This window comes from Pelosinus sp. IPA-1, assembly GCF_030269905.1.
Classification (GTDB): Bacteria; Bacillota; Negativicutes; order DSM-13327; family DSM-13327; genus Pelosinus.
Window position 1 is genome coordinate 105,627 of the sequence record NZ_BSVC01000005.1, and the last position, 21,313, is coordinate 126,939.

At 36.7% G+C, this 21,313-nt stretch carries 24 protein-coding genes; 1 reads left to right on the top strand and 23 read right to left on the bottom strand.

All coding sequences use genetic code 11. From position 1 onward, the window contains the following. Window positions 1-156: 156 nt before the first annotated feature. The 5 genes from QSJ81_RS13265 to QSJ81_RS13285 form a co-directional block, all read right to left on the bottom strand. Window positions 157-510, bottom strand: a complete 354-nt coding sequence (locus QSJ81_RS13265) for a hypothetical protein (RefSeq protein ID WP_285717855.1) — start codon at window positions 508-510, stop codon at window positions 157-159. Window positions 511-747: 237 nt separating this feature from the next. Beyond that, on the bottom strand, window positions 748-1,485 hold the full coding sequence (locus QSJ81_RS13270) for a M48 family metallopeptidase (RefSeq protein ID WP_285717856.1): 738 nt from the start codon (window positions 1,483-1,485) through the stop codon (window positions 748-750). A gap of 355 nt (window positions 1,486-1,840) precedes the next feature. Further along, the gene (locus QSJ81_RS13275) at window positions 1,841-2,314 is read right to left on the bottom strand and encodes a hypothetical protein (protein WP_285717857.1); all 474 of its coding nucleotides are present in this window, start codon (window positions 2,312-2,314) and stop codon (window positions 1,841-1,843) included. A 56-nt stretch (window positions 2,315-2,370) separates the two neighbouring features. Further along, the gene (locus QSJ81_RS13280; RefSeq protein WP_285717858.1) at window positions 2,371-2,838 is read right to left on the bottom strand and encodes an ankyrin repeat domain-containing protein; all 468 of its coding nucleotides are present in this window, start codon (window positions 2,836-2,838) and stop codon (window positions 2,371-2,373) included. Between the two features lie 400 nt (window positions 2,839-3,238). Next, window positions 3,239-3,514 (bottom strand): hypothetical protein, encoded by a 276-nt coding sequence (locus QSJ81_RS13285; protein WP_285717859.1) that lies wholly within the window; start codon window positions 3,512-3,514, stop codon window positions 3,239-3,241. An 822-nt stretch (window positions 3,515-4,336) separates the two neighbouring features. Between QSJ81_RS13285 and QSJ81_RS13290 the strand changes: the two genes are divergently transcribed. Beyond that, on the top strand, window positions 4,337-4,549 hold the full coding sequence (locus QSJ81_RS13290; protein WP_285717860.1) for a hypothetical protein: 213 nt from the start codon (window positions 4,337-4,339) through the stop codon (window positions 4,547-4,549). Between the two features lie 87 nt (window positions 4,550-4,636). On the opposite strand, the gene QSJ81_RS13295 is transcribed toward QSJ81_RS13290, so the two are convergent. The 18 genes from QSJ81_RS13295 to QSJ81_RS13380 form a co-directional block, all read right to left on the bottom strand. Next, on the bottom strand, window positions 4,637-5,797 hold the full coding sequence (locus tag QSJ81_RS13295; protein WP_285717861.1) for a M48 family metallopeptidase: 1,161 nt from the start codon (window positions 5,795-5,797) through the stop codon (window positions 4,637-4,639). Between the two features lie 253 nt (window positions 5,798-6,050). Further along, on the bottom strand, window positions 6,051-6,761 hold the full coding sequence (locus QSJ81_RS13300; protein ID WP_285717862.1) for an MBL fold metallo-hydrolase: 711 nt from the start codon (window positions 6,759-6,761) through the stop codon (window positions 6,051-6,053). A gap of 552 nt (window positions 6,762-7,313) precedes the next feature. Then, a complete protein-coding gene (locus QSJ81_RS13305; protein ID WP_285717863.1) occupies window positions 7,314-7,601 on the bottom strand; it encodes a hypothetical protein in 288 nt (95 codons plus the stop codon). A 492-nt stretch (window positions 7,602-8,093) separates the two neighbouring features. Next, a complete protein-coding gene (locus QSJ81_RS13310) occupies window positions 8,094-9,125 on the bottom strand; it encodes a tetratricopeptide repeat protein (RefSeq protein ID WP_285717864.1) in 1,032 nt (343 codons plus the stop codon). Window positions 9,126-9,258: 133 nt separating this feature from the next. Further along, a complete protein-coding gene (locus QSJ81_RS13315; RefSeq protein ID WP_285717865.1) occupies window positions 9,259-9,462 on the bottom strand; it encodes a hypothetical protein in 204 nt (67 codons plus the stop codon). A gap of 129 nt (window positions 9,463-9,591) precedes the next feature. After that, on the bottom strand, window positions 9,592-10,623 hold the full coding sequence (locus QSJ81_RS13320; protein ID WP_285717866.1) for a DUF3829 domain-containing protein: 1,032 nt from the start codon (window positions 10,621-10,623) through the stop codon (window positions 9,592-9,594). A gap of 370 nt (window positions 10,624-10,993) precedes the next feature. Then, window positions 10,994-11,275, bottom strand: a complete 282-nt coding sequence (locus tag QSJ81_RS13325) for a hypothetical protein (RefSeq protein WP_285717867.1) — start codon at window positions 11,273-11,275, stop codon at window positions 10,994-10,996. Between the two features lie 26 nt (window positions 11,276-11,301). Continuing rightward, window positions 11,302-11,442 carry a hypothetical protein gene (locus QSJ81_RS13330; RefSeq protein ID WP_285717868.1) on the bottom strand — a complete coding sequence of 47 codons (141 nt, stop codon included), beginning with the start codon at window positions 11,440-11,442 and terminating at the stop codon, window positions 11,302-11,304. A gap of 326 nt (window positions 11,443-11,768) precedes the next feature. Continuing rightward, window positions 11,769-12,641 (bottom strand): hypothetical protein, encoded by an 873-nt coding sequence (locus QSJ81_RS13335; protein ID WP_285717869.1) that lies wholly within the window; start codon window positions 12,639-12,641, stop codon window positions 11,769-11,771. Window positions 12,642-12,700: 59 nt separating this feature from the next. Then, window positions 12,701-13,702 carry a YiiG family protein gene (locus QSJ81_RS13340; RefSeq protein ID WP_285717870.1) on the bottom strand — a complete coding sequence of 334 codons (1,002 nt, stop codon included), beginning with the start codon at window positions 13,700-13,702 and terminating at the stop codon, window positions 12,701-12,703. Between the two features lie 110 nt (window positions 13,703-13,812). Then, the gene (locus tag QSJ81_RS13345; RefSeq protein ID WP_285718152.1) at window positions 13,813-14,742 is read right to left on the bottom strand and encodes an RDD family protein; all 930 of its coding nucleotides are present in this window, start codon (window positions 14,740-14,742) and stop codon (window positions 13,813-13,815) included. A gap of 217 nt (window positions 14,743-14,959) precedes the next feature. Further along, window positions 14,960-15,874: a DUF2167 domain-containing protein gene (locus QSJ81_RS13350; protein WP_285717871.1), complete on the bottom strand. Its 915-nt coding sequence runs from the start codon at window positions 15,872-15,874 to the stop codon at window positions 14,960-14,962. Window positions 15,875-16,204: 330 nt separating this feature from the next. Next, window positions 16,205-16,654, bottom strand: a complete 450-nt coding sequence (locus QSJ81_RS13355) for a hypothetical protein (RefSeq protein ID WP_285717872.1) — start codon at window positions 16,652-16,654, stop codon at window positions 16,205-16,207. 226 nt (window positions 16,655-16,880) lie between these two features. Continuing rightward, the gene (locus tag QSJ81_RS13360) at window positions 16,881-17,267 is read right to left on the bottom strand and encodes a hypothetical protein (protein ID WP_285717873.1); all 387 of its coding nucleotides are present in this window, start codon (window positions 17,265-17,267) and stop codon (window positions 16,881-16,883) included. 346 nt (window positions 17,268-17,613) lie between these two features. Further along, window positions 17,614-18,291, bottom strand: coding sequence for a DUF4241 domain-containing protein (locus QSJ81_RS13365; RefSeq protein ID WP_285717874.1), 678 nt, complete (start codon window positions 18,289-18,291; stop codon window positions 17,614-17,616). A gap of 175 nt (window positions 18,292-18,466) precedes the next feature. Then, entirely contained in the window at window positions 18,467-18,991 is a 525-nt protein-coding gene (locus QSJ81_RS13370) for a hypothetical protein (RefSeq protein ID WP_285717875.1), read from the bottom strand. A gap of 610 nt (window positions 18,992-19,601) precedes the next feature. After that, window positions 19,602-20,798, bottom strand: coding sequence for an IS110 family RNA-guided transposase (locus QSJ81_RS13375; RefSeq protein WP_285717876.1), 1,197 nt, complete (start codon window positions 20,796-20,798; stop codon window positions 19,602-19,604). 341 nt (window positions 20,799-21,139) lie between these two features. Continuing rightward, window positions 21,140-21,301, bottom strand: coding sequence for a hypothetical protein (locus QSJ81_RS13380; RefSeq protein WP_285717877.1), 162 nt, complete (start codon window positions 21,299-21,301; stop codon window positions 21,140-21,142). Window positions 21,302-21,313 lie beyond the last annotated feature (12 nt).

A 21,313-nucleotide genomic window follows, 5' to 3' on the forward strand; every position in this document is an offset into this window, starting at 1 on the left:
AAGGTAAAGACGGCAGAGAGATTCGTATAGGGCGAACCTTCTCCAGCAATAGATGCGGAGTAGGTGATTATTTTTTATTTACTGATCCAGCCACTCTGGATAGTTATCTTACTGCAGCAGCGTCAGCTTTCATTCTGGGGCAAAGTGTGCTTGCGCCTACTGAGCAGGCTCATATACCTGATTTCCATCTCTAATAGCCATTGTATTATCAACGTATTGTACCATCGTTACACCTAATGAATGCCCCATAATATTTGCACTAGGGTATTTTTTTCGAATATAACTATAATATGCTAATGCGTCCTCACATTCCTGGGGTTTATTATCCTCTGAACCATGGTAGGAAATGATAATATCCTCACCTCGTTTATAGGCTGCTGCGTAGAAACCGATCTTGTCATTTCCCATCGAATCGATTTCGGTAAAGCCGTTATTTGTAAGATCTATATCATTCTCTTCACGATATAAGGCATTAGAAACTACCCCATGTTTTTCGTTAGTCACTGCCACAGTACATTCCCCCTACCACGTATTCTATCTTTCTATAGAATACGTGGTTTTTAAAATCTTTGCCTCTAGCAAAAGGTATAGACTGACAAATATATTTTAATTTGGATTGTTCATAATCAACAGAGCGCAGACGATGAAGGTGACGAATCCTTTAAAATACTCAACCTTGATGATCTGATCTCTAAAACAAAAAGAGAAGACCTTCCCTTATGAAGTTCTTCTCCTTATTTATATAATTTACTCTTTTGCTTGGATATATCTTTGGATATTACTAACTCTCTTAGGTAGATTGGGGTGGGTAGCAAGAAGCTCAGAGAAACGAACCCAGAAGCCGCCATCTGATTCTGCTTGTTTAATGTACTGTTGCACATTTACTTTTTCATATAATTTTTTTCCTATTGCCAAAATAAGCAGGCCATTTTCTGCACCAGTTGTTTGGTAATAAGATGCAAAATTATCACAGGTATATTCGCAAGCTCTAGAATAGGCTTGCGCTAAAAAAGGGACAAACATGGATGGAAATAAAAGCACTTTCCTACTCACATGCTTTCTTTTTAGATGGGCAAATTCATGACAAATTATAAAGGCAAGCTCAGCCTCCCCCTGGCGATATGCTAATTCAAAAACATCAGAATAAAGTACTACAAAAGATCGCCCTAGAAACTTTGTCGCAAAAGCATTAATCATACCACCGGACTGAATAATGTAAATATCAGGCACTACTTCTAACCCCATCTTACTTGCAATCTCTTTCGATAGCTGATACACTTCTGGGAACTGCGTTTCAGATAACTTAATACCGTTACCTTTTATATTACCTACAAATAGTCCATGTGCAATAAAACTAATAATAATACCTAGCACTATGTAAACGATTCCAACAAGAGATATTACCAGCAAAATATAAATCAACACACTGATCACTAATGATAGCTTGAAATAAAAGTTTTCCTTTGAATGAATTAAGGAATCCACAAATTCTCCCCCTTACGATACTAATTGATTAGATTTTTTCCGTTTTTAACAAGGCAACTCATAAAACTGGATGATTGCGCCATTATTTTAGTTTTACATCTCCATAACTATTTAGCCGCCTGAACTGTCTCGTTGCCATCAACTTGTACTCCTCCTTCTTCCAGATTTATATGATACAGGAAGAATATGACAACACGGTGACAAGTAAGAAGAGTCGCCATAGGCAGACGACTCTTTTTCTATCTAGAATAGTTTTTAGTACTTCATCCTCTCTTTACTTTTCCAGTGCCTATAATTCCATCTCTTGTTATAGACGCAAACGGTTTTGAAGTTTGGCGAGACATTTTAGGTAACGTTAATTATTTTTTAAACGATCGTAAATACCCGTTATCTCTTCAACGTAATTGTTATACTCCACTTTGGTAACTATCCATTCATTATCTCGATAAACTCCTATAAACCTGTATTTAAAAATCGAGTAAACATCTGATGCATTTGATTCATCCGCCAATTCTTTTGTTGAGCAATTTTCACCACGTTTGAATACTCGGGATATTTCGGCAATACCAATATAAGGAGCCGTCAATGAATCACTTTTTCTAACTTCCATGGTAAAATTACGATCTAGATTCTCAGAAAACTTGTACCATTTACCATTATCCTTACGAATTTTATAATTATCTAATGGATAAGTAGAAATAGCCTTTGATAGCTCGTCACCAACATATTGTTTAAAGGAAGCAACGACCTCCGCATCATTTGGTTGGGCACATACTACGTTGGATAGAGCAACTAGCAGCATTAATACTAAGATTAACAGTTTTTTCATAATACACCTCTTGTTTATACTTTAAAAATTACTATACCTCTTAATTATGGCAAAACCTACTTTGAATCTATTAGGAGCTTTCTCACTTCAGAATCTATTATCGCATCGGTTGACTCCGTCGGTGATACATTAATTTTAAAGTTTTTTTCTGTTTCATAGGAAAGCAACAGTTTTATGACTTCTTTTCGGCCTCTTGCGCTACATACCGCCCGAAATAAAAGTGTATTTCCATTCTCATCCCTTACATCAACAGTTGCTTTATTTTCAAAAAGTAGTTTCCACATTTCCAATGAGTATTCTTGTGCTGCGTAATGTAGGGCAGTGCATCCCATTAAGTCTTTACGATTCACATCCGCACCTGCTTCAATAAGGAACTGAGCGATTTCCACTCTACCTTCAATGACAGCATTCATTAGAAGTGTTCTTCCAGAGTTATCTGTACTATTAACATCAACCCCAGATTGAATTTGCTCTTGGAGTAATTCGAGGTTTCCATTAATGGCCACCTTTGATATGCTCTTCATTAATTGCCTCCTTCTAATTACCTCATTTCGCCAGATTTTAAACCTGCTTAAACATTCTATAGATTAACGACGAGCCTGTAGGACATATATTTTTTCTATTAGCGATTTTATAACAGCTATGACTCATCCTGTAATTTAAAATGATGGGATTGCCACTTCAGGAATAGATAACTATATGCTGATTACTTGGCTTTTTATAAGTTGTTACTTATATCTGTTTTTTAGAATAATCCATTTTGGTAATAATTGCCTCCCCCTAAAGGTATAGACTTTCACTAAATTTTAGTTTAATTAACAAATAAGCCCATGACTTTTGATTTTAGTCATGGGCTTATTAGCTATTACTATTTACTTGTTTTACGTTGTCGCATCTTTTTGCGCGAAAAACTTCCTATAGAACTTAAAGATCTCTTCTCCTGGGTTTGATTCCTTGCTCTAATAATTCCTTATCTAATCTTGCATAGGTAATCTCTCGATACTCTTTGAATGAAACATCGTGAACTATTTCAGTGACGTTGCCAACCAGCGAAAGAGTGTATATAGCAACTTCTTTCTGCCTCTTGACCATCACATATTCTTTCTCATCTAAATCTGTAATCAATGTAAGTGTAGTATCAGCATTTTCCGTTTCCGCCCCCATAATCGTTTCCGTCGTTGTTCTGTAGGTCCGATACATTTACAGCAGCCTCGTCTTTCTAGCTATCAAGTCTTGCCCCTCGTAAATGGCGCATTTGTCTCCTACCTGTTGTGGCGAGGAGGAGTCCCCGCCACACGCTGGTGCGGTACTTTTACCGATTCTCTTACCTTGGACAACTACCAAATTATATCCCCCCGTCTTCATCCTGTAGGAGGTTTCTTCTATCCGAAACACTGGATAGAAGAAACCATCATACAGTTTGTTTCAGGGGAAATTAAAAAAGCGCATGCGAGGTTTTTTACCTACACATGCGCTTTGCTTCGTCTTGATTGCATGCAGACGTTAAGCTTCTGCTAAGACCCACAAAATTACTATCCCGAACGTACCATCCCTTGTCTTCAAGGAAAGATCACGGTATAATAAATTGTCGTCGTAGACAGCTAGCTGTTACGTGTAGGTGCTTGCCCACCTGCTCGTGCCTGGGAGTGGTGAGACACTCTCAGGACACGGCGACTTTTTTAATTTCCACCTGTTTCTAATTATATTACATTTTATGGAGATTGCAAGGGAAAATAGACTGAAAAATCAGTTCTTATTGCAAGAATTGGCAGTTACAATATTTTAAAAATAAACAAGGGGATGTCAGAGCGTGGGGAAATAGACTTACTTTTCACACGTTTTGACGTCCCCTTGCTTATTGAGTCAGACAAAAATCGTAGTCTTTTGCTTATAGGAAAAGAGTTATATTCTTGATGCTGCTATCGTACAATACATTATAATAGACCCATCTTAAAAGAAGCTAATGAAATAACTTGAAATATTTTTATGATTAAAACCCGATTTGAAAAGGAGGATTCTAAAATGCTAAGCGCTGTCTGTGGTTGTTTGACAAGTTCACCAGATGATACGAATGTTTGCATAGGCCACATCCCTAAGAGTTGTATTTATCTTAGCAGTACATTAAAGGGATTAACTCCTGATGGCAGGTATATACATCGAATAAAAAACGGCAGAGCAACGTATCATCCAGGTTACTACACTATAGACGGAAGGTTATTGCAGCCCCACATATAAAGCAGTAACTCAGGGCTGGCAATACCAGCTCTGAGTTACTGTTCTAATCTGGGGCTTTATTCTTACACAATTTGTGCATGAAATCTATTATTTTATTTCATTTAGGATTCTTACCAATTCCTCTGCGCTTATATCGGCAGAGCACGGCTCTACGATCGCATTATCGCCAATTTTAACCACCCCATTGTCATTTATTGCTTGTGTTGAAGCCTCGTTTTTATGATAAACAGCAGCCAAATTGCCGGCAATCAAGTAGCTTCGTTCCACACCGCTCATGTTGGCAAAAGGAGCTGGTTTCATAAAGACTTTATTATTTACCTTGATTTCACCGGTGGCAGGATTGACAGTGACTTTTTGATTGCCATATTCACTCAATTTTTTGGAATAATTGTCACGTCTTTCTTTCTCCCCGGGATGCGTAGAAGGATTTAAAAGATCATCAAAAAGCCCTTTTGATCCACCACTGCTCATCTTGTCAATCACACGCTGCCATACTGCGGCAGGAGCACCCGGATTATAACCGGCCTCTGTTATGTAAGAAAAGGCGATATTGTCTGCTTCCCATTCATTCGGCTTGGTTATGCCCGCCGCCTTCGTATTAGTCGCCACTACATCAACAGCCAATTTACTGCCGCCGCCAAGTTGAGAGCCAGCGATTTTCTGGACAAAATCCACAGTCATTTTCTTTTTGGCGCCGTTTATAGGATGATTTCGTTGCCCGTGGACCAGCTCATGGGCAACGACGGCTGCTATCTTATCCTCGTTATTATCAAAAAACTGAAATACACCAACATTAACGGAAACATTGTGTCCCAGACTGCAAAAAGCATTGAATGCAGTTTGCGGGTTTATGAAATAGTTGTACGGTTTGTTTTCAACTCCCGGTTCCGTTTTTGCAATCGTGCTTGTCAGCCTAGTCATTACACGGGCAAGTTCTGCATTCAGATCAGGGTCTTCTATCACGCCTTCTGATTTCTTAAGCTGTTCAAAAAGCTCATACCGCCCATCATTTTCATAATGGTCAAGAGATTTTCTGACCTCGTTCTGTTGCGTCGCAGTACCTACTAATGTACCACCAAGTTTTCCAAGATCAATGGCTTCGGTTTTGGTTGGCTGAAATACCCCTACTGCCAGTAAAATAGCAAAAGTCAAGGCTCCTCCCAGTACCGTCTTACGCAAAAAAGTTCTCAAATTCAATGTAATAGCACCTCTTCTTATTTTTTGCTGCATTAAGCTACGTAAATGCATCCTTCTTAGGATAAAACATTCTGTAAATTATTACCTCCCCTAAAAGGTATAGACTTCGATGTCTTTACTAAAATTACATAATCTTTATTATTGCATTCGGGAATAAAAAAAGACTACGTTTTTGCCATTCAGACATAAAACTTAGCCTTTTTCCTAAAGAAGCAAGGAGAATTTCTCCTTGCTTCCATAATGAAAGTCAGCCCTGCATTACGCAATAATGTAGGACTGACTCTTTCTTCTTACCGCCCCAATGTTATCCCCTAAATATTTCTACCACATTAAAGCCTTTGTCTATGACCTCTTTAGGATGAATATGGTTATCTAGATGCATACAGTTCACCTTATTCCGAAACTCAATACTAATAATTTCTTCCAGCCTCCTTAGCGACATATGGCTATTGCCTTCATAATCAAGTCCACAAGTATCTTGATACACTTGGTCAAACTCTCCATATTGAAATCGAGTTAGAACTTCTTGGCTTATATTATTAGTATCTCCGCTATAATAGAATGCTCCTGATTTCTGCTTCATAATGAAACCGTAGGCAGGAATCGTTTCTACATGTGTAACCGGCAAAAACTCAATGTTAACATCTCCAAAGTCTTTATCTACCACACCTGACTTTTCACGACTATCAAGCACGTACATATCCTTGCTAACTCCGATGCATGCAAAGAAATTCTCTATTAATTCCCGATTAGGGAAAAAAACAGTCGGCTTACAGCCCAAGATATAGTAACAATAAAAAATCACTTCTCCAAGGCTTCCTACATGATCAGGGTGCGTATGGGTTATAACAATATATAAATTCTTCACCCCGTCAAATATGCTTAATTCTTGCAGCCTGTGAAAAACGGTTCCGCCACAGTCAAACAGAAATAAGCCATTATTTTTTTTTATAAAAGCACTTGTATTACCCCATTTAGTATTGAACGCACTACCAATACCAATAAATTTAAGCATTCTTCTCACCAACTTGTCCTTTGATTTTTCTAAGAAACGGGGACGGACGGTGGTTGTGTCTTAGTTTCTTTTCAACAATCCTTATACTACAATCATCCTGGAGATTGTACTAATAGATAAATCCAGCTCTTTAGAGTTATCTTACCCTACTCCAATACTCTTTATAGGGCAACTGACTCTTCAAATCACTATACCTCTAACAAAAGGTAAAGACGGCAAAGGATTTAATACAGTAAAGTCTTACGTAAACGTTAGAGTATTACGCATAGCATAAAAAGCTGCTAATTGCTATATTATTCAATAATTTTTTCGATATTTAGTACGTATTTACTATATGGTAGATACGTAAATTGCTGGATGTAATAATTATCGTAAGTTGTGGAAGGTTAGTCCAAATAACTATTTTCGCAAGGCACGAGGATGGTGGTTGTATCTTAGTCTTTTTTAACTGGAGTGAATCTCAAAATTCGTACACTGTCCCTTTGCTTATCTTCCATTTTGTAATGAATATGATTTGTTCAATAATTCCTTGCCCTTCTCTATTACTATTGTTTATTTGCTAGATTCATTGAGATCATCTATATCTATCGCAAGAAAAGTTGACACTATTGGGAAAAATGCTCCCGCAATCCACCAAATCCAAAAGGAATGACCCTTTATCCATGCAATATATGCTGGGATGATTCCAGCAAAAGCAAATAGCCAAAAATTACCGATAAAAAAATCCATCTTACTACCAAAAATAAACTCCAATAGAGATTTTGAAAGTAAAAAAAATAACACCATTCCTCCGGTTTTCAATAATAACAATCCACAATTTTTGATGGTATTTATACGCATTTTCAACCTCCAGTCTTTCAAGCATACATATACTTCTCCACTGTTTTTGGAATACTTCCATAATACGGAAGAGAGGGGACTGTTCTTTTGCTCCCAATATTGTATATACCTAAAGCTCCATATTACCATGCTTTCTCATAGCCTGAATTTATCGAATAACCGTCGTTAAATATTTAAGTAAGAAGCAACCGAGTCGTCCCATACTGATCCGTCAACTACCAAATCTTTGGCCTTTTATCATACTTGCTGATAGAATAATCTATCTTGGTAGTTATTACCTCTCCTAAAAGGTGTAGATTTGATATCTTTCATAAAAAATACTAACTTATTATTTTTCCGAGAATAAAAAAAGGCTACGTTTTTGCCTTTTAGCAAAACGTAGCCTTTTACTAAGAAGCAAAAGAACCGTCTCTTTGCTTCTCCTAAAGTTTCTTTATATCAGCTATTTTTTCAAAAAAATATTTGGCTTTAGTTATCTGGTATTTTGCTCTCTTACCTCACATGAGATAATTTACTAATAATGCTTTTCTTTAACTTCTGTACGTTTTCATTCTTAGGATTCAGTCGAATTGCCTCATCACAATCTGCTAATGCCAAATTGTAATATTCTTTCTCATACAATAGATTCCCACGATCATAATAAGCTGTTGCCAATTCAAGATTACTTATAGGCACCATATCCCGCCAAGAAGTATTAGCTCTTTTAGCATCTGTTATGAATTGTGTATATACATCTATTACCTTGTCTCTTTCTCTTTTGTGAAGATAAACTTTGACAAGTGGCTGATAAGCATCGGAGAGAATGTTATCCAGTTGGATTGCTTTCTTTAAGTCGGCTATCGCACTATTATAATCTCCTTTTAAAACATATACCTTACCACGTCTTGTATAATTTTGTCCTGATCTTGGTTCATACTGTATTACCGCTGTGAAATCGACTATTGCATTATCATAGTCACTTAATCTCTCATGTGCAATAGCACGATGTTCATAAGTGTATTCAGAAGGGTATGCGTGGACTATCTCATTATAATCACTCATTGCCTTGTCATTTTCACCAATATCTAGATATGCATCAGCACGGGAGATATATAAATAAGTATTATGAACCTTAGGAGGAACGTTCATCTTGATTGCTGTTGTATAGTCAACTATTGCCTTTTCAATATTTTTTTTAACTTCTATGTCACTTTTAGCAGTTGACTTATTTTTCTCGACATACGCTTTAGCTAATTTTATATACATGTCACCTCGATAATAATAAACGCTTGCATCTTGAGGATTTTGCTCTACTATAGGTGTATATTTAAGTATTTCTTGTGTAAAGTCGGCTATGGCATCGTCGTATTTGTGAGTGTAATAATAAGCCTCTCCACGATTATGATAAGCTAATATATCTTCCGGATTTTCCACCAGTACCTTTGTATAATATTCTATCTCAAATTCAAAAAAACGTATCGGCCCTGCATGTACCGGAGCATTAATCATAAGCAACATACAAATTATCGGTAAAATCCTCTTCATTATTTCTCCTAAGCATCTAACTTAACTTCTAAGAAGTTTGCCGTTTTTTCCTATCGTCCTGGCAATGGTTACACTTTCAAATCTCCGAATTGCCCTTATTAGCAATTACCATATACGTAGCAATACGCAAATATTAATCACTCCAGAACCAGTCAGAAATTCGATCCATCGCATAAACTCCAATAACCACCAAAAGACCTGATATTACAGCATTAATTATTAGGAGTAAAACATAGTTACCATGGGAGATAAATCGATGAACTATTTTTAATATATCAACCAGTAGAATCAATACTATTGGCATAATAACAAAAAGGTCAAATATTAATTTCTTCATGTTTTCACCCCATGTCAGATTTTTAAAATAAACTTATCCCCTTATTCCCTAATTGAGTAAATTGTTGCCCAAACACTGCGCCAAGGACACTTCCTAACGCTACCAGTATTATGCCTTCAACTACTATTGTTATTTTTTATCTTCTTTTTCAATGGTGATGTTATATTTTGAGATAAGGTCGCTCAACTCTCTTCTGATCTTGCCTATCGGATAATTACGTCCCATTGTGCTCAATCCCTTGCCTTCTCCTGTATCAATTTCAGAAGTTCCGGCTTTGATCATATTCCTGGTCTTTGTAGCCTCTTTTTGAATTATGTCAGCATCGTCAATAACACTTTTTATCCATCCAATCTGCTCTGACGTATAGCCGTCTTTTTTCAGTATTTCTTTGTCTCCATAAGCTTTTTTAAGTTCGGCAAGATTTGAAACAAATTTATTATATACTTCATCGTACTTTCCTGGGTCTACTTCTAAAAAGTCTTTTCCTTGACCTTCAATTTCGTCAAACATATTAGTTATCTCTTTTGCATTCATCACTGTACTTAAAGCATAAAAATGTACAGTTTGACCGCGCTTTTGGTATTTAGGTAAATCCGCCCCATAATGTTCCATCAGTTTAGACTGAAAGGCAATATTAAATTCCTTAATTGCTCTTATTAGTTCTTTATAACTTTCTATCATTCTTTTGTGCAGCTCACGCCCTTTAGCAAAGTTATCTTTTTCATATTCTTTATTCGTGTAATATGTATTAACTTCATTAAAGTATAGTTCTATAAATGACTCTTCCTTATCACATAGGGTTGCCATTTTAGTATCCGCATCCCCATAGCTAGGTTTACTCGACGAATATTTTTTCTGCAGCTGGGTATGTTTATCCTTATGAAACTCATAAAGATTAAATTTTTCATTTTCTTTGGTCCTCACAAACAATATAAATCCTGAAAAATCTTTTTTAATACGTAGTTCTTCTTCCTTACCAAATTCATTAAAATAACTTTGACCCATATTCAGTAACCAATCAGTACCATTCAAAATTTCGACATAGGAATTATATTTTTTGATTTCATCCTCTGGTGAACCAGTCTTGATGTTTGCAACATTTGCACAACCTGCCAATAAAAGGCTCATACAAATGCAAAGTAATAATAGTTTCGATTTCAAGCCATGACCCCTTTTCACATGTAAAATCAGGCGCGTAAACGCCTGTAAATATAGTTTATGCCGTAGTCTTGTCGTAAGTAAGAGTAACCCGAGAAGCAAAGGGACGGTTTCTTCTTTTTCTTAAAAATTTCAGATATTATTACAAACTCTACTCTAATGCCCCTTCATAGAATAAATGTTTTTCAAAATTATTACCTCTAACAAAAGGTATAGGCTCCCATATTTATTTAAAAATGGCAAAAAAAAAAGCCATCTTTCCCAAAGGCGAAGACGGTAAATAGTTTCCGATATGTACGAATAATTCTCTAGATTGAAGCGGAAGGGCGTAATCAGTTTTAAAGCCTAAACCACCCTTCGACTCATATTAGCCTCATAAATTGACCAGTTGAAAATAGTTAAGTATTGCACTTATCAATGACGCTATACTAAATAATATAAACGCTACTTTCGTTGCTCGCGATGTCTTTCTTTTTTCTACTTTAGGCGCATCAGCTGATACATGAGCAGCATTTTCACGTCTTTGTTCTTCTTTTTGTATCTCCTTTTCAGTCGATACAATTCCCGCATACATAATTAATATGAAAAATAAATCTATCCAACTCCAACCAACATATAAAAATGAACTAATTACACTAACTAATACTACCATCATACTCAAACATTTTAGGGCAATAAAACTTATAATTTTTTATAGCGCAAATACATTAATCCTGGAACTATAAAAATGCCACCATACCCTGTTATATCGGATATATCCCTATAAAATAAGTATATATCCTTATAATGAAACGCCACTGCAATGCTTTCCATAATACTCATTTTCATTTCTCCCTTAGCAAGACACTACCACCGTCCTCATGCCTTATTTGATAATCAACTTGATAAACTTAAGACAAAAAGCCGCTACCATCGCAAGGAGGAAGCGCAGGGACGTTTCTTTCAATACTGATATACCTTAACATCCAATATTCCCTATGCTTCCTCATCCATTTATTTGATGCACAAAGTCTCAGGTAAAAAAGGGGTGGTAGTTCCTCTTGCTGGCAAGACAAAACTTCCACCGCCCCTTTTCTTCCATGCTTTGGACACTGTGCCATGATTGTCTTTAAATGCAGCTATTCTTTTGCACTAACTCACTTAGCAACTCAATTGTCGATGATTTTGAATTCATATGTGCGGTCATTTTTATCAGTAGCAGTTGCTTGCTTAATTTTTCCAAATTTTATTGGTACTTCGACATTCAAGATTGCACCTTCTGGCCCCATTTTTGAATCTACTTCTACATCGAAGCTACCGTTATCTGTCACAAATTTAAATGATTTTACCTGCATGCGGTGCTGGCTGGATACAGCCATCCATATCTTCCACGGACGAGCAACTTCTTGATCAACACATTTTTCGAGAGCAATCGGTAATATAACGTTGCTGGGATTATGGGGATCAGGAATTAATTTTGCCGCAATATCTTTGCCTGAAGAAAATTTAAAGAAAAGCTCCTCGAATATATATTTTTCAATGGTATAGTCCAATAGGAATTTGCCGTTTTTATTAACAATGGCAAATATAGCACCAACCTCTTTACCTTCATTATTAGTAAACTTATATTGATAATGAGCTGACATTCCATCTTTTTCTTTCCAAGCTTGTACCAATTGGGGGTTATTATAAACACGCCTTCCTTCAGCATCACCGGATCTTGATTTCAGATAATCTATAAAATAGGCATAAAAATCTGTTGTGCCGTCATACTGGAAAGTTCCCTCAAGCATACTTTCAGCTGTTGAATGATCCACCATAGCCTTAAAATCCTTTTTGACATACATATCAATAGCAGCTTTTTCGGCTTCATCCAGAGTAGTAAAACCCTCTTCCTTAAATTGAGAAAATATTGTTTGTGATACATTCGCTTTAGATATATTAGCCTTTTCACTCTGTAACGACTGACACCCGGTAAAAAGTGCCGTTGTACCAATAATTAAGATTGCTAACCATTGTAGTGACCTTTTTTTCATTATCATAAAACATCCCTTCTAAATTTTTTATCATATCATTGCTTTTGGGAACTTATACGCCTCGACTAATTTAAGTAGTTGTATTCACGAATCGCATCACTAAGTTTTTTATTGAATTTTTCCGGAGAGCCATCTACACTTTCCCTAAAAAATCTGCTTCCTAATTGGTGTTTTTCAAAATTACGTCTTTGCTTAACTCTTTCCATCAATTGCGTAGCACAGACTTTAACCTCTATAATATCGTTTATGTATGATTCATAACGTCCCGAATTAGTAATGCCTTCCTTCTTTAGTGCTTGCTCATCTTTCGAATATTTCATGATCTCATTAACATCCGCTATTAGTAAATTGTATCTTCCCTGAAATTTGGGTAAATCCAAATCTAATATGTTGTCTGCTGTAATCTGTTGCTCATCCATTTCTTGCTGCAAAGCTTCTGCATGCATCAAGACACTTAAGCAATGATACTTTAACAATTGCCCCCTATTTTTATAGTTTTCTAACCTTCTTTTTTCACGCTCCGAAGCAATTGCATTAAAATTAGCACAGTATTTATTAGCTAGAGGCTGGTAGATTTTATAACAGTTTACTATTTTGGTATGCAATTCTTTTGCTTTTACGTAATTATCATCTACATACGATTTTAGCTTATAATACGTATGTGCCTCTGCTAAAAGGTTAATTAATTCCGCCATCTGAGGATATAGCTCCTGGGCAGCACCATCTACAGATGCATATTGGGGTTGATGATGTGAAGCATTAAATGCTTTTTCTAGTTTTTCTATATCATATTTGGAAATAGATCGCGGAACAAAACTAAAGTATTTCTCAAATTTTGGATCTTGCTCATTCCCTAGATGTTTAAAATAATCATCCAAAGTTTCAGCAAAATCTTTAACTATATAATTATTTAGATCAACATATGCGTTGTACTTATATATTTCATCTTCTTCTGTTGGAGCTTCATCATGATTTTGTACTATAGGTGCAGATTTCTTATTAGAATAACAACCAGTCAGTCCCACACAAAGAATTAGAAATATAACTAATAAAGTTGCTTTTCTCATTTATACTTCTCCCTCTATATTACAAATTCGCCCTATTGCATAAAAACAAGTGGTTTTTCAGTGGCTTAGGACGTTCTCCTTGCTTCTACAACCTTTGGAGGATTTACCTATTAAAATGCTGTCCATTCTTCAGCGTATATCCGTTTCTCCCAGTTTCCCGGCGTAAAGGACAGAATACTGCTCTGAAAACTTTTAGCGATACCAATGTCATAGCCATTACTAATTTTCACGTGTACTGATTGTATATTTGTCACAGGATATTTTTCCATAACCAACTTGGCAACGTCATTCTGCATATCCCTATAAGATAATGGTTTTCTTTTAACATATACTGTTACGGCTAATTGGTCCGCAGTTCGATTGTCTTGTAGTGAAGTCACACGAACAACATCAACAGAAGCGTCATTAACTCCATCTATTCTCTTTAACTCATTCTGTAAGTTCAGCATACTCATAACTCTCGTCTCAAGTTGCTTAGAATACACATATAAGCTACCTATGACAAGAATAAGAATAATAGATGAATAAATTAAGTAATGTTTACGCCATATAGTTAAACTAATTGATCTATCCTCTGCATCAGCTTTCACAACAAAGCTTCTACTAATTAAATCATGAATGGACTGGCGCGTTATGCGATTAAATAAATAAAAATAGATAATTCCAGCGCCCACTATTATACATAATATTGAATTTACAAGAATAGCGGTATCTGAAACTAATAAAGAGTTAACAGCAGATAAACAAAAAAATATGCCGATTATTGAAGCTCGCAACAATGCCTTGGTAAATGAAATATATTTTCCTCTAGCATCTACTACGCGAATCTTAAGTAATTTTTTCCCTAGCGTTTGTCCTTTGCCAATTGGACTGTGCAAAATTCCAAAATAGAGCACATACACACCAAAACCAACCAACGGACCTGTTCCGCCCATTTGCGCAAAAATGGAGCCAAACAGTAGTCCTAGTCCTTTGCCTACAACGGCTAAAATAACACCGTCAACCATAAACGCTATAAGCCGTCGCCAAAATCCACAAATGGATCTATTCGTTTAAATTTCTTTCTTTTGGTTTTCCGTAGAATTTATCATTTTATTACCTCATATTTTTAAACTTACTTTTACCTACCTTAAAGCGATAGAATGGAGGAAGCAAGAAACGGCTTAAAGCCCACCCCATACCATCCCTTACTTCTTCCTCCTCATGCTTCTTCATTCCCTGTTTCCCCACAGCCTGTTCATTACTAGGTAAACTTGGCTACAGTTCTGTCGTTTCTGAAGCGTCGCTATCTTTTTCATTCTTCTTTTTCTTAAAAATTTTAACTATCAGGACACCTAGTGCGCCGACACCGATGATAATCAGCTTGATAAACTTAAGACAAAAAGCTGCGATCATCGCAAGTAATCCTAACTTTTTAGCTGCTACACCTGTGACTAAAGCAGCTAAGCCATATTCGGCGATATTATCTGTTAATGAATTGAATTCTTCATACCGCTTTCCCGGAACAAATTCTGTAGCGGCTAGTAAATTTTGCGCTATTGCTTTCTCCGACCCGATTTTCTTTAAATCGGTAACTAAGGCAAGAGTCAAATACCCTTCTCGGCCAAGGGCGTAGGTATTGTAATTAATAGTTTTTTCTTTTTCTCCTCTTGCCGCAAGTTCTATTGACCAGATAAGATAATGACGGGCGGCATCGTATTGAGGTTTTTCTACCCACCCGTTTACGGTCAACTCAGATAGTCCTTTTTGTTTTCGTTCCTTATTGTTTTCTTTTGTGCCTTCCTTGAGGCTGGTTAATAGTTCATCTGCATTCCAGTTTTTTGCCTCGTCATCTTTGATATATCCGGATTTCGTATAATCAATGGTTAGGATCCATTCCTCATTGTCTTTGTCAGATATGATGAAACCAACCATTTCCGGGCAATCCCCATTTCCCATACTCTTCATGACTCGGCTGGCTTGGGGTTGGGGAATAAATTCATAATGCGCAGGAATCGTAATTTTGGCTTGATCCAGCAAATTGATTTGGGTAGGACCTACAATCTTCGCTTTCTCTGCTTCCTCCCAAGCGTCTTTCTGCTCTTGCTTAGCATTATTTTGTGATGCTCCAGCGATGCTGATAAAATTGAATAAACACATCATTACAAGAATACTACTTATATATTTCTTCATGTTATTACTCCTCACTTTGCTGATTAGATTTAATTTGATATACGCTGATTACAAGATCATTCTTTTTTTACTGCTACTGCACCAATCCTAGATATTGCCTACTTACTCTACTCCAATGCCCTTTTATAGAATAAATGGTTTTCAAATTTATTACCTCTAACAAAAGGTATAGACTCCCATATTTATTTAAAAATGGCAAAAAAAAAAGCCATCTCTCCCAATGGTGAAGATGGTAAGTAGTTTGCGATATGTACGAATAATTCTCTAGATTGAAGCGCGAAGGGTGTCAGTCAGTTTAAAACCTAAGCCACCCCTCGGCTCATATTAGCTTCATAAATTGACCAGTTGAAAATAGTTAAGTATTGCACTTATCAATGACGCTATACTGAATAATATAAAAAACATTTTAGTTGTTCCCGATAACTTTCTTTTTTCCCTTTTATGCTTGTAATCCAAAACGGGGTAATCATTTTGATGTTTTTGTTCTTCTTTCTGTATCTCCTTTTCAGTCGTTACAATTGATACATACATAAGTAATATATAAAATAAATATATCCAACTCCAGCCATTGTATAAACACCCACTAAGTACACTAGCTAATACTACCATCAATCCCAAATACTTAAGGGTATTAAGATTTATGATTTTTTTATAGCGCAGATATATCAATCCAGGGTATATGAGAATGACACTAAGCCATGTTATATTTGAAATATCCCTATAAAATAAGTGTATATTTTTATAATGAAATGCCACAGCAATGCTTTCCATAATACTCATTTCCATTCCTACCTTAGCTACGTTAACCTAATTTGTTATTTTTCACCCTTCTGCTGTTGTTCTTGATTAGAGGACAATAGCAGAAGGGTTGAGTTATATTTAAAATTGACTATTACCTTCTATTTGTCAAGTAACTCTTGACAAATCCTATTAGCAGACTATCTACTATAAGTCAGTTTCTAAATAACTCAAGCCTGACTCCATGGATTTCCAATACTTCTCGTCTTTAAAAATCGAGGATTACAACTATTAAGATGAATATAACAAACATTATTGCCCATGGTACAAGCTCTTTTTTTATTTTTTTTCTAAATTCATCAATTTGCTCTTCTGAAGTATTCAACTGCTCGAAACGTTCAAATTCTTTCAGCACCTCTAGGCTGTAAAGCGCAGCGTAGCAAAAAAATAAGAATAATATATACGGCTCCCAACTACTAATAGGGTTACCACCTATTATATATAGGTTTATCGCTAGTAGTATCATATTAATCCATTTAAATGTACAAAAACTTATACTTCTTTTTGTATAACGCAAACGAACCAACCAACTGTATGCTAATATAGATCCAATTACAGATGCACATTGTATTGCAAAATAAAGATAATCATTCATAGTTATAAATTCTCTTTTCGTCCAAAGATAATTTTTATTTATGCCCATGGGCTTTATTATAATTAATCTGATCAATTGCAGGTAAAAATATTGATGGTCCCATTGTGCTCAAACCAGATACATTACCTAAACCTTCAACATAAATTACGGTATCTTTTACCTTTACCAAGCAAATTGGATATTCTGACTACTTTATATAAGCATAACGGGAAAATCCAAGCCTCAACTACCCTTCTTACCCCTTTCCAATATCTATCATATTGTGCACTTGCAATATGATAGATATCTTTCTGGTTGCTTTTTTCACATACAATTGTTACCTTTTACTACAGGGAAAAGGTAACAATTACTCATGTGTATCTTCACCTTCGTCATCCTCCCCAGCAATATCAACAGTCAAAAAATCAGTAATCAGACAGCACACATCCCCCTTAGCATCCATTCCCCAAAAGGTTGGATAAACCCCATCGCCGAAACCGCTGGAAAAGGCCGCTATATTGCAATCAGAATCCGGAAGCACTACATTCGCCATAGAATAGGTGTGTACATAACTGTCATCCAAAGCCTTTTCCAAATCAGGCCACATTCCATCCTCAAAACCTTCCGCTAGCTTTTGAAGAGCCTTACAAGCACACTCGTCCATAAAGCCGCCTGTCCCACTGTCAACACCATAGCCAAAAAACTCATCATCCCCCAACGCTTCTGCCGCTTGCCCCGCAATAAGCGCAAGCTCAAAATGCACTGGCAGTTCCTTGGTGAAACGGATTTCTGCAAAAGCCACTCTTTTGTCGGTATCAATATGGTGTATGTACAATACTACAGGATAGCGGCTTGCCGCTACTGCTTTGGCAAAAGGTTGAGTTTCAAAAAGTATAAGCGGGTCATTTGCCACAATCTTACCTGTAGGAAGATAGATTTCACCCAAAGGCTGTTCTTTGATATATTCATCCCATTTACTATTTTTGAAAAACTCTACGGTATGACCGGTGCGTAATGCTTTCATTAATTCGAATTCAGTATCCATGATATTACCCCCACACTACCAGTATTTATTCTTCAATTTATCATATACTCCCATCAACTTCACTTTTCGCCACTATATTTTAACACCACATTGGTAACTACCCATTTCTCATCCTGATAAGCCAGGATAAATATGTAGCACTCGGTGTTCCCTTCCATTTCCTCGCTAAGAATCCCTAATGCAGATAACCCACTTTAGGCTCAATCTTCAATACATCATAAATACTGTTTGTTTTCAGTTCACCGTTATATTGCAACTCTACTTTAGTGACTACCCATTTATCCTCCTGATAGGCAATGCTAAATGTATAGTGTTTGGTATCCCGATATTTGGGTGAAACACATTGTTCAGCTGCTTCTTTACTGGAAAAATCCTCATAATAGTTGACTTTATAAATTTTTAGTATTCCAATATATGGCCTAATCAAAGAATCGTTCTTGCGAAGATCAACATCGTACTCGCCATTAAGTGTAAAGTGTACTCTGCGCCAAAATGGCGGTTTTAGCCAATCAGGTGGTTGTGGCCTATCTATTATAAAAATCATCTCATTATTCGTTTCATAGCTAACCAATGCCTTTTTGACTTCCTTGTCCACATAGCTCTTAAATGAAGCTATAACTTCCGACTCACTGGGCGCAGCAAACACTAGATTGGAGAATCCCAACAACAGGACTAATGTTAGCATTAACACTTTTTTCATTGGTACATCATCCTTCCGTTTTTTCTTTACCTTTACTAATCTGGGCAAATGTTTTATACAAAACTCCCTTTTGGATTTATCTTGCTCTACTCTAATGCCTCTTTTTATAGGATAAATCGTTTTAAAAGTCATTGCATCTAGCAAAAGGTATAGATTTCCAAATAGGGGGAGCAAGGGGACGGTTCCTTTGCTTCCGATATTGTATATGTCTTAACACTCGATATTACTATGATCTCTTATAGCATAAATTTCTCTAACGATCGTCGTTAAATATTTAAGTAATAAGAAACTGAGTCGTCACACACTGATCCCTTCAACTACCAAAGCTACCTTTGCCATACTTACTGTTAGGATAAGCTATCTTGGTAGTTATTACGTCCCCTAAAAGGTGTAGATTTGATGTCTTTCATTAAAAATTTCTTTCGGGAATGAACCGTCCCTTCCCTTTTTCTACTATAAGTCAATTTCGTAATAACTCAAGCCTGAACATCCCGCTCGTTTTGTCAACGGTTTATTGTTCACTTTATTTGATATAATAATTGTTTTATTTTATGTAAAATCCCAAAAAAGAAAAAGATAGTACACTTATTGAAAATGCATACCAATTTTTTTATGCAGATAGAGTTTCTTTTCTCGCTTTGTAAGGTCGATTGTTTTGTACCATACTCCAAATTACTCGGATTAAATGTCTACCTAATGAACGTAGTGACTGATTATAAGTTTTCCCTTCGTCTCGCTTCTTCTTATAATATAACTTTGATTCATCTACAATTCGGACGTGATGCCCTAATGCCGTCATCATAGCCATTTCTGCGCGTTTATTAACCTGACGAGGTGATTTTGTACCTTTGTATTTTCCAGAGCTATTATCGAGTGGTGCCATACCCAAATAGATGGCCAATCCAGCTTCAGAATCGAATCGCGACATAGTACCAATTTCACCACCTACTTCCGCGGCACAAACCACACCAAAACCCGGTATGCTAACTAGCAAAGTAGCTAAGGCTGATTCTTCTACTAACTTTTTCATCTGAGTCTCTAAACTATTTATTTTTCTCTTCAGTTCTAAAATACGCGTAGCATCTTCTGAAATCATCGGCCCAACCCAAGAAATTTCCGTTCCGAAAACAGCTAGGTTTTGCCATTTAACTAATTTTTCTGCCTTTGTTGCTCCTATTCCAGGAATACTTCTTATGGTGGTAGGTTTAAGCCTAGCTAACTGACGCAAGTCTGAGCGAAAGCTGAGAAAACGTAGAACATAAATGGCATCTACCTTTTTGATAGTATCGAGAAAGCCTGGGCAGACCGATTGCAAGTCTGCCTGCATACGATTCTGCAGAATGACCTTTTCGTTTACCAACTGTCGACGACGTCGGCTGAGTCGTTTCAATTGCATCTCGATTTCGCTGATAGTAGGTACTGGTTGTAATGATTCTTTGACTTGGTCCATAAATGGAGCCATTATCATGAGAGAAACAATCTGCTGCGCGTCAATACTGTCAGTCTTTGCTGGCGAAGCAAAAATTTCTTTAAATCGCGCCAGTTTTAAATTATTTACGTTTAGCAAAGAATATCCTCTGGCTTTGACCATTTGATCCAGAGGACGGGCGTAACCATTCGTTCCTTCCATGCCTACTACAACCGGTAGCTTTTGGCTACGAGCTTGCGCTGACACACGGGCAAAGAAATACTCAAATCCACGGATGTCATGAGTGATTTCAAATTGCTCTACGATCCCATTAGGGCCACCGATAGCAACAGCATGTTTGTGACAACCTACATCTACGCCAACTAATAGTTGTTGCATTTGCTTGTCCTCCCACATTTCGTTGTGCGCCACCCTTTTTGTTATCCAACATTACGTCTACTAACAGAGCCACTTCCCACAGGACGGCATCATCCCGGTCAACGTCACGGATAACAAAAAACGAGGGCGGCATTTCAGAGCTGAGTCAACTCACTTTCGCAAGCAACTAACCCCATGAGCCACACCCTCGTCTATTTTTTATTATATCACTTTGTTTCGGGAATGTGTCTCATAAATACTATGGTAGACCCCATGGGCCCTTCGGCAAGACAATACCACTGCTCCCACGTCTTACCTCTGGTAGACACCATGTAAATCCCTTGCTTCATTTTTGACTTTAGTTAGTTGGTCTGTGATTTTTCTGCCCACGTATATGCACACATCACTACTAATATATCAATTATACTTTCAACCAATTGTGGAACTCCATAAACACCACATAAAATAGCGATAATAAAATTAATCGATAAAAACACAATAGTTGCGATAATATACCGGCGCATATTAAAACTCCT

Excerpts from the sequence above, each read along its gene's own strand:
- QSJ81_RS13275 (WP_285717857.1), bottom strand. The coding sequence starts at position 2,314 with ATGAAAAAACTGTTAATCTTAGTATTAATGCTGCTAGTTGCTCTATCC.
- QSJ81_RS13280 (WP_285717858.1), bottom strand. The coding sequence starts at position 2,838 with ATGAAGAGCATATCAAAGGTGGCCATTAATGGAAACCTCGAATTACTC.
- QSJ81_RS13285 (WP_285717859.1), bottom strand. The coding sequence starts at position 3,514 with ATGTATCGGACCTACAGAACAACGACGGAAACGATTATGGGGGCGGAA.
- QSJ81_RS13290 (WP_285717860.1), top strand. The coding sequence starts at position 4,337 with ATGCTAAGCGCTGTCTGTGGTTGTTTGACAAGTTCACCAGATGATACG.
- QSJ81_RS13295 (WP_285717861.1), bottom strand. The coding sequence starts at position 5,797 with ATGCATTTACGTAGCTTAATGCAGCAAAAAATAAGAAGAGGTGCTATT.
- QSJ81_RS13300 (WP_285717862.1), bottom strand. The coding sequence starts at position 6,761 with ATGCTTAAATTTATTGGTATTGGTAGTGCGTTCAATACTAAATGGGGT.
- QSJ81_RS13305 (WP_285717863.1), bottom strand. The coding sequence starts at position 7,601 with ATGCGTATAAATACCATCAAAAATTGTGGATTGTTATTATTGAAAACC.
- QSJ81_RS13310 (WP_285717864.1), bottom strand. The coding sequence starts at position 9,125 with ATGAAGAGGATTTTACCGATAATTTGTATGTTGCTTATGATTAATGCT.
- QSJ81_RS13315 (WP_285717865.1), bottom strand. The coding sequence starts at position 9,462 with ATGAAGAAATTAATATTTGACCTTTTTGTTATTATGCCAATAGTATTG.
- QSJ81_RS13325 (WP_285717867.1), bottom strand. The coding sequence starts at position 11,275 with ATGATGGTAGTATTAGTTAGTGTAATTAGTTCATTTTTATATGTTGGT.
- QSJ81_RS13330 (WP_285717868.1), bottom strand. The coding sequence starts at position 11,442 with ATGAGTATTATGGAAAGCATTGCAGTGGCGTTTCATTATAAGGATATA.
- QSJ81_RS13335 (WP_285717869.1), bottom strand. The coding sequence starts at position 12,641 with ATGATAATGAAAAAAAGGTCACTACAATGGTTAGCAATCTTAATTATT.
- QSJ81_RS13340 (WP_285717870.1), bottom strand. The coding sequence starts at position 13,702 with ATGAGAAAAGCAACTTTATTAGTTATATTTCTAATTCTTTGTGTGGGA.
- QSJ81_RS13350 (WP_285717871.1), bottom strand. The coding sequence starts at position 15,874 with ATGAAGAAATATATAAGTAGTATTCTTGTAATGATGTGTTTATTCAAT.
- QSJ81_RS13355 (WP_285717872.1), bottom strand. The coding sequence starts at position 16,654 with ATGAGTATTATGGAAAGCATTGCTGTGGCATTTCATTATAAAAATATA.
- QSJ81_RS13360 (WP_285717873.1), bottom strand. The coding sequence starts at position 17,267 with ATGAATGATTATCTTTATTTTGCAATACAATGTGCATCTGTAATTGGA.
- QSJ81_RS13365 (WP_285717874.1), bottom strand. The coding sequence starts at position 18,291 with ATGGATACTGAATTCGAATTAATGAAAGCATTACGCACCGGTCATACC.
- QSJ81_RS13370 (WP_285717875.1), bottom strand. The coding sequence starts at position 18,991 with ATGAAAAAAGTGTTAATGCTAACATTAGTCCTGTTGTTGGGATTCTCC.
- QSJ81_RS13375 (WP_285717876.1), bottom strand. The coding sequence starts at position 20,798 with ATGCAACAACTATTAGTTGGCGTAGATGTAGGTTGTCACAAACATGCT.
- QSJ81_RS13380 (WP_285717877.1), bottom strand. The coding sequence starts at position 21,301 with ATGCGCCGGTATATTATCGCAACTATTGTGTTTTTATCGATTAATTTT.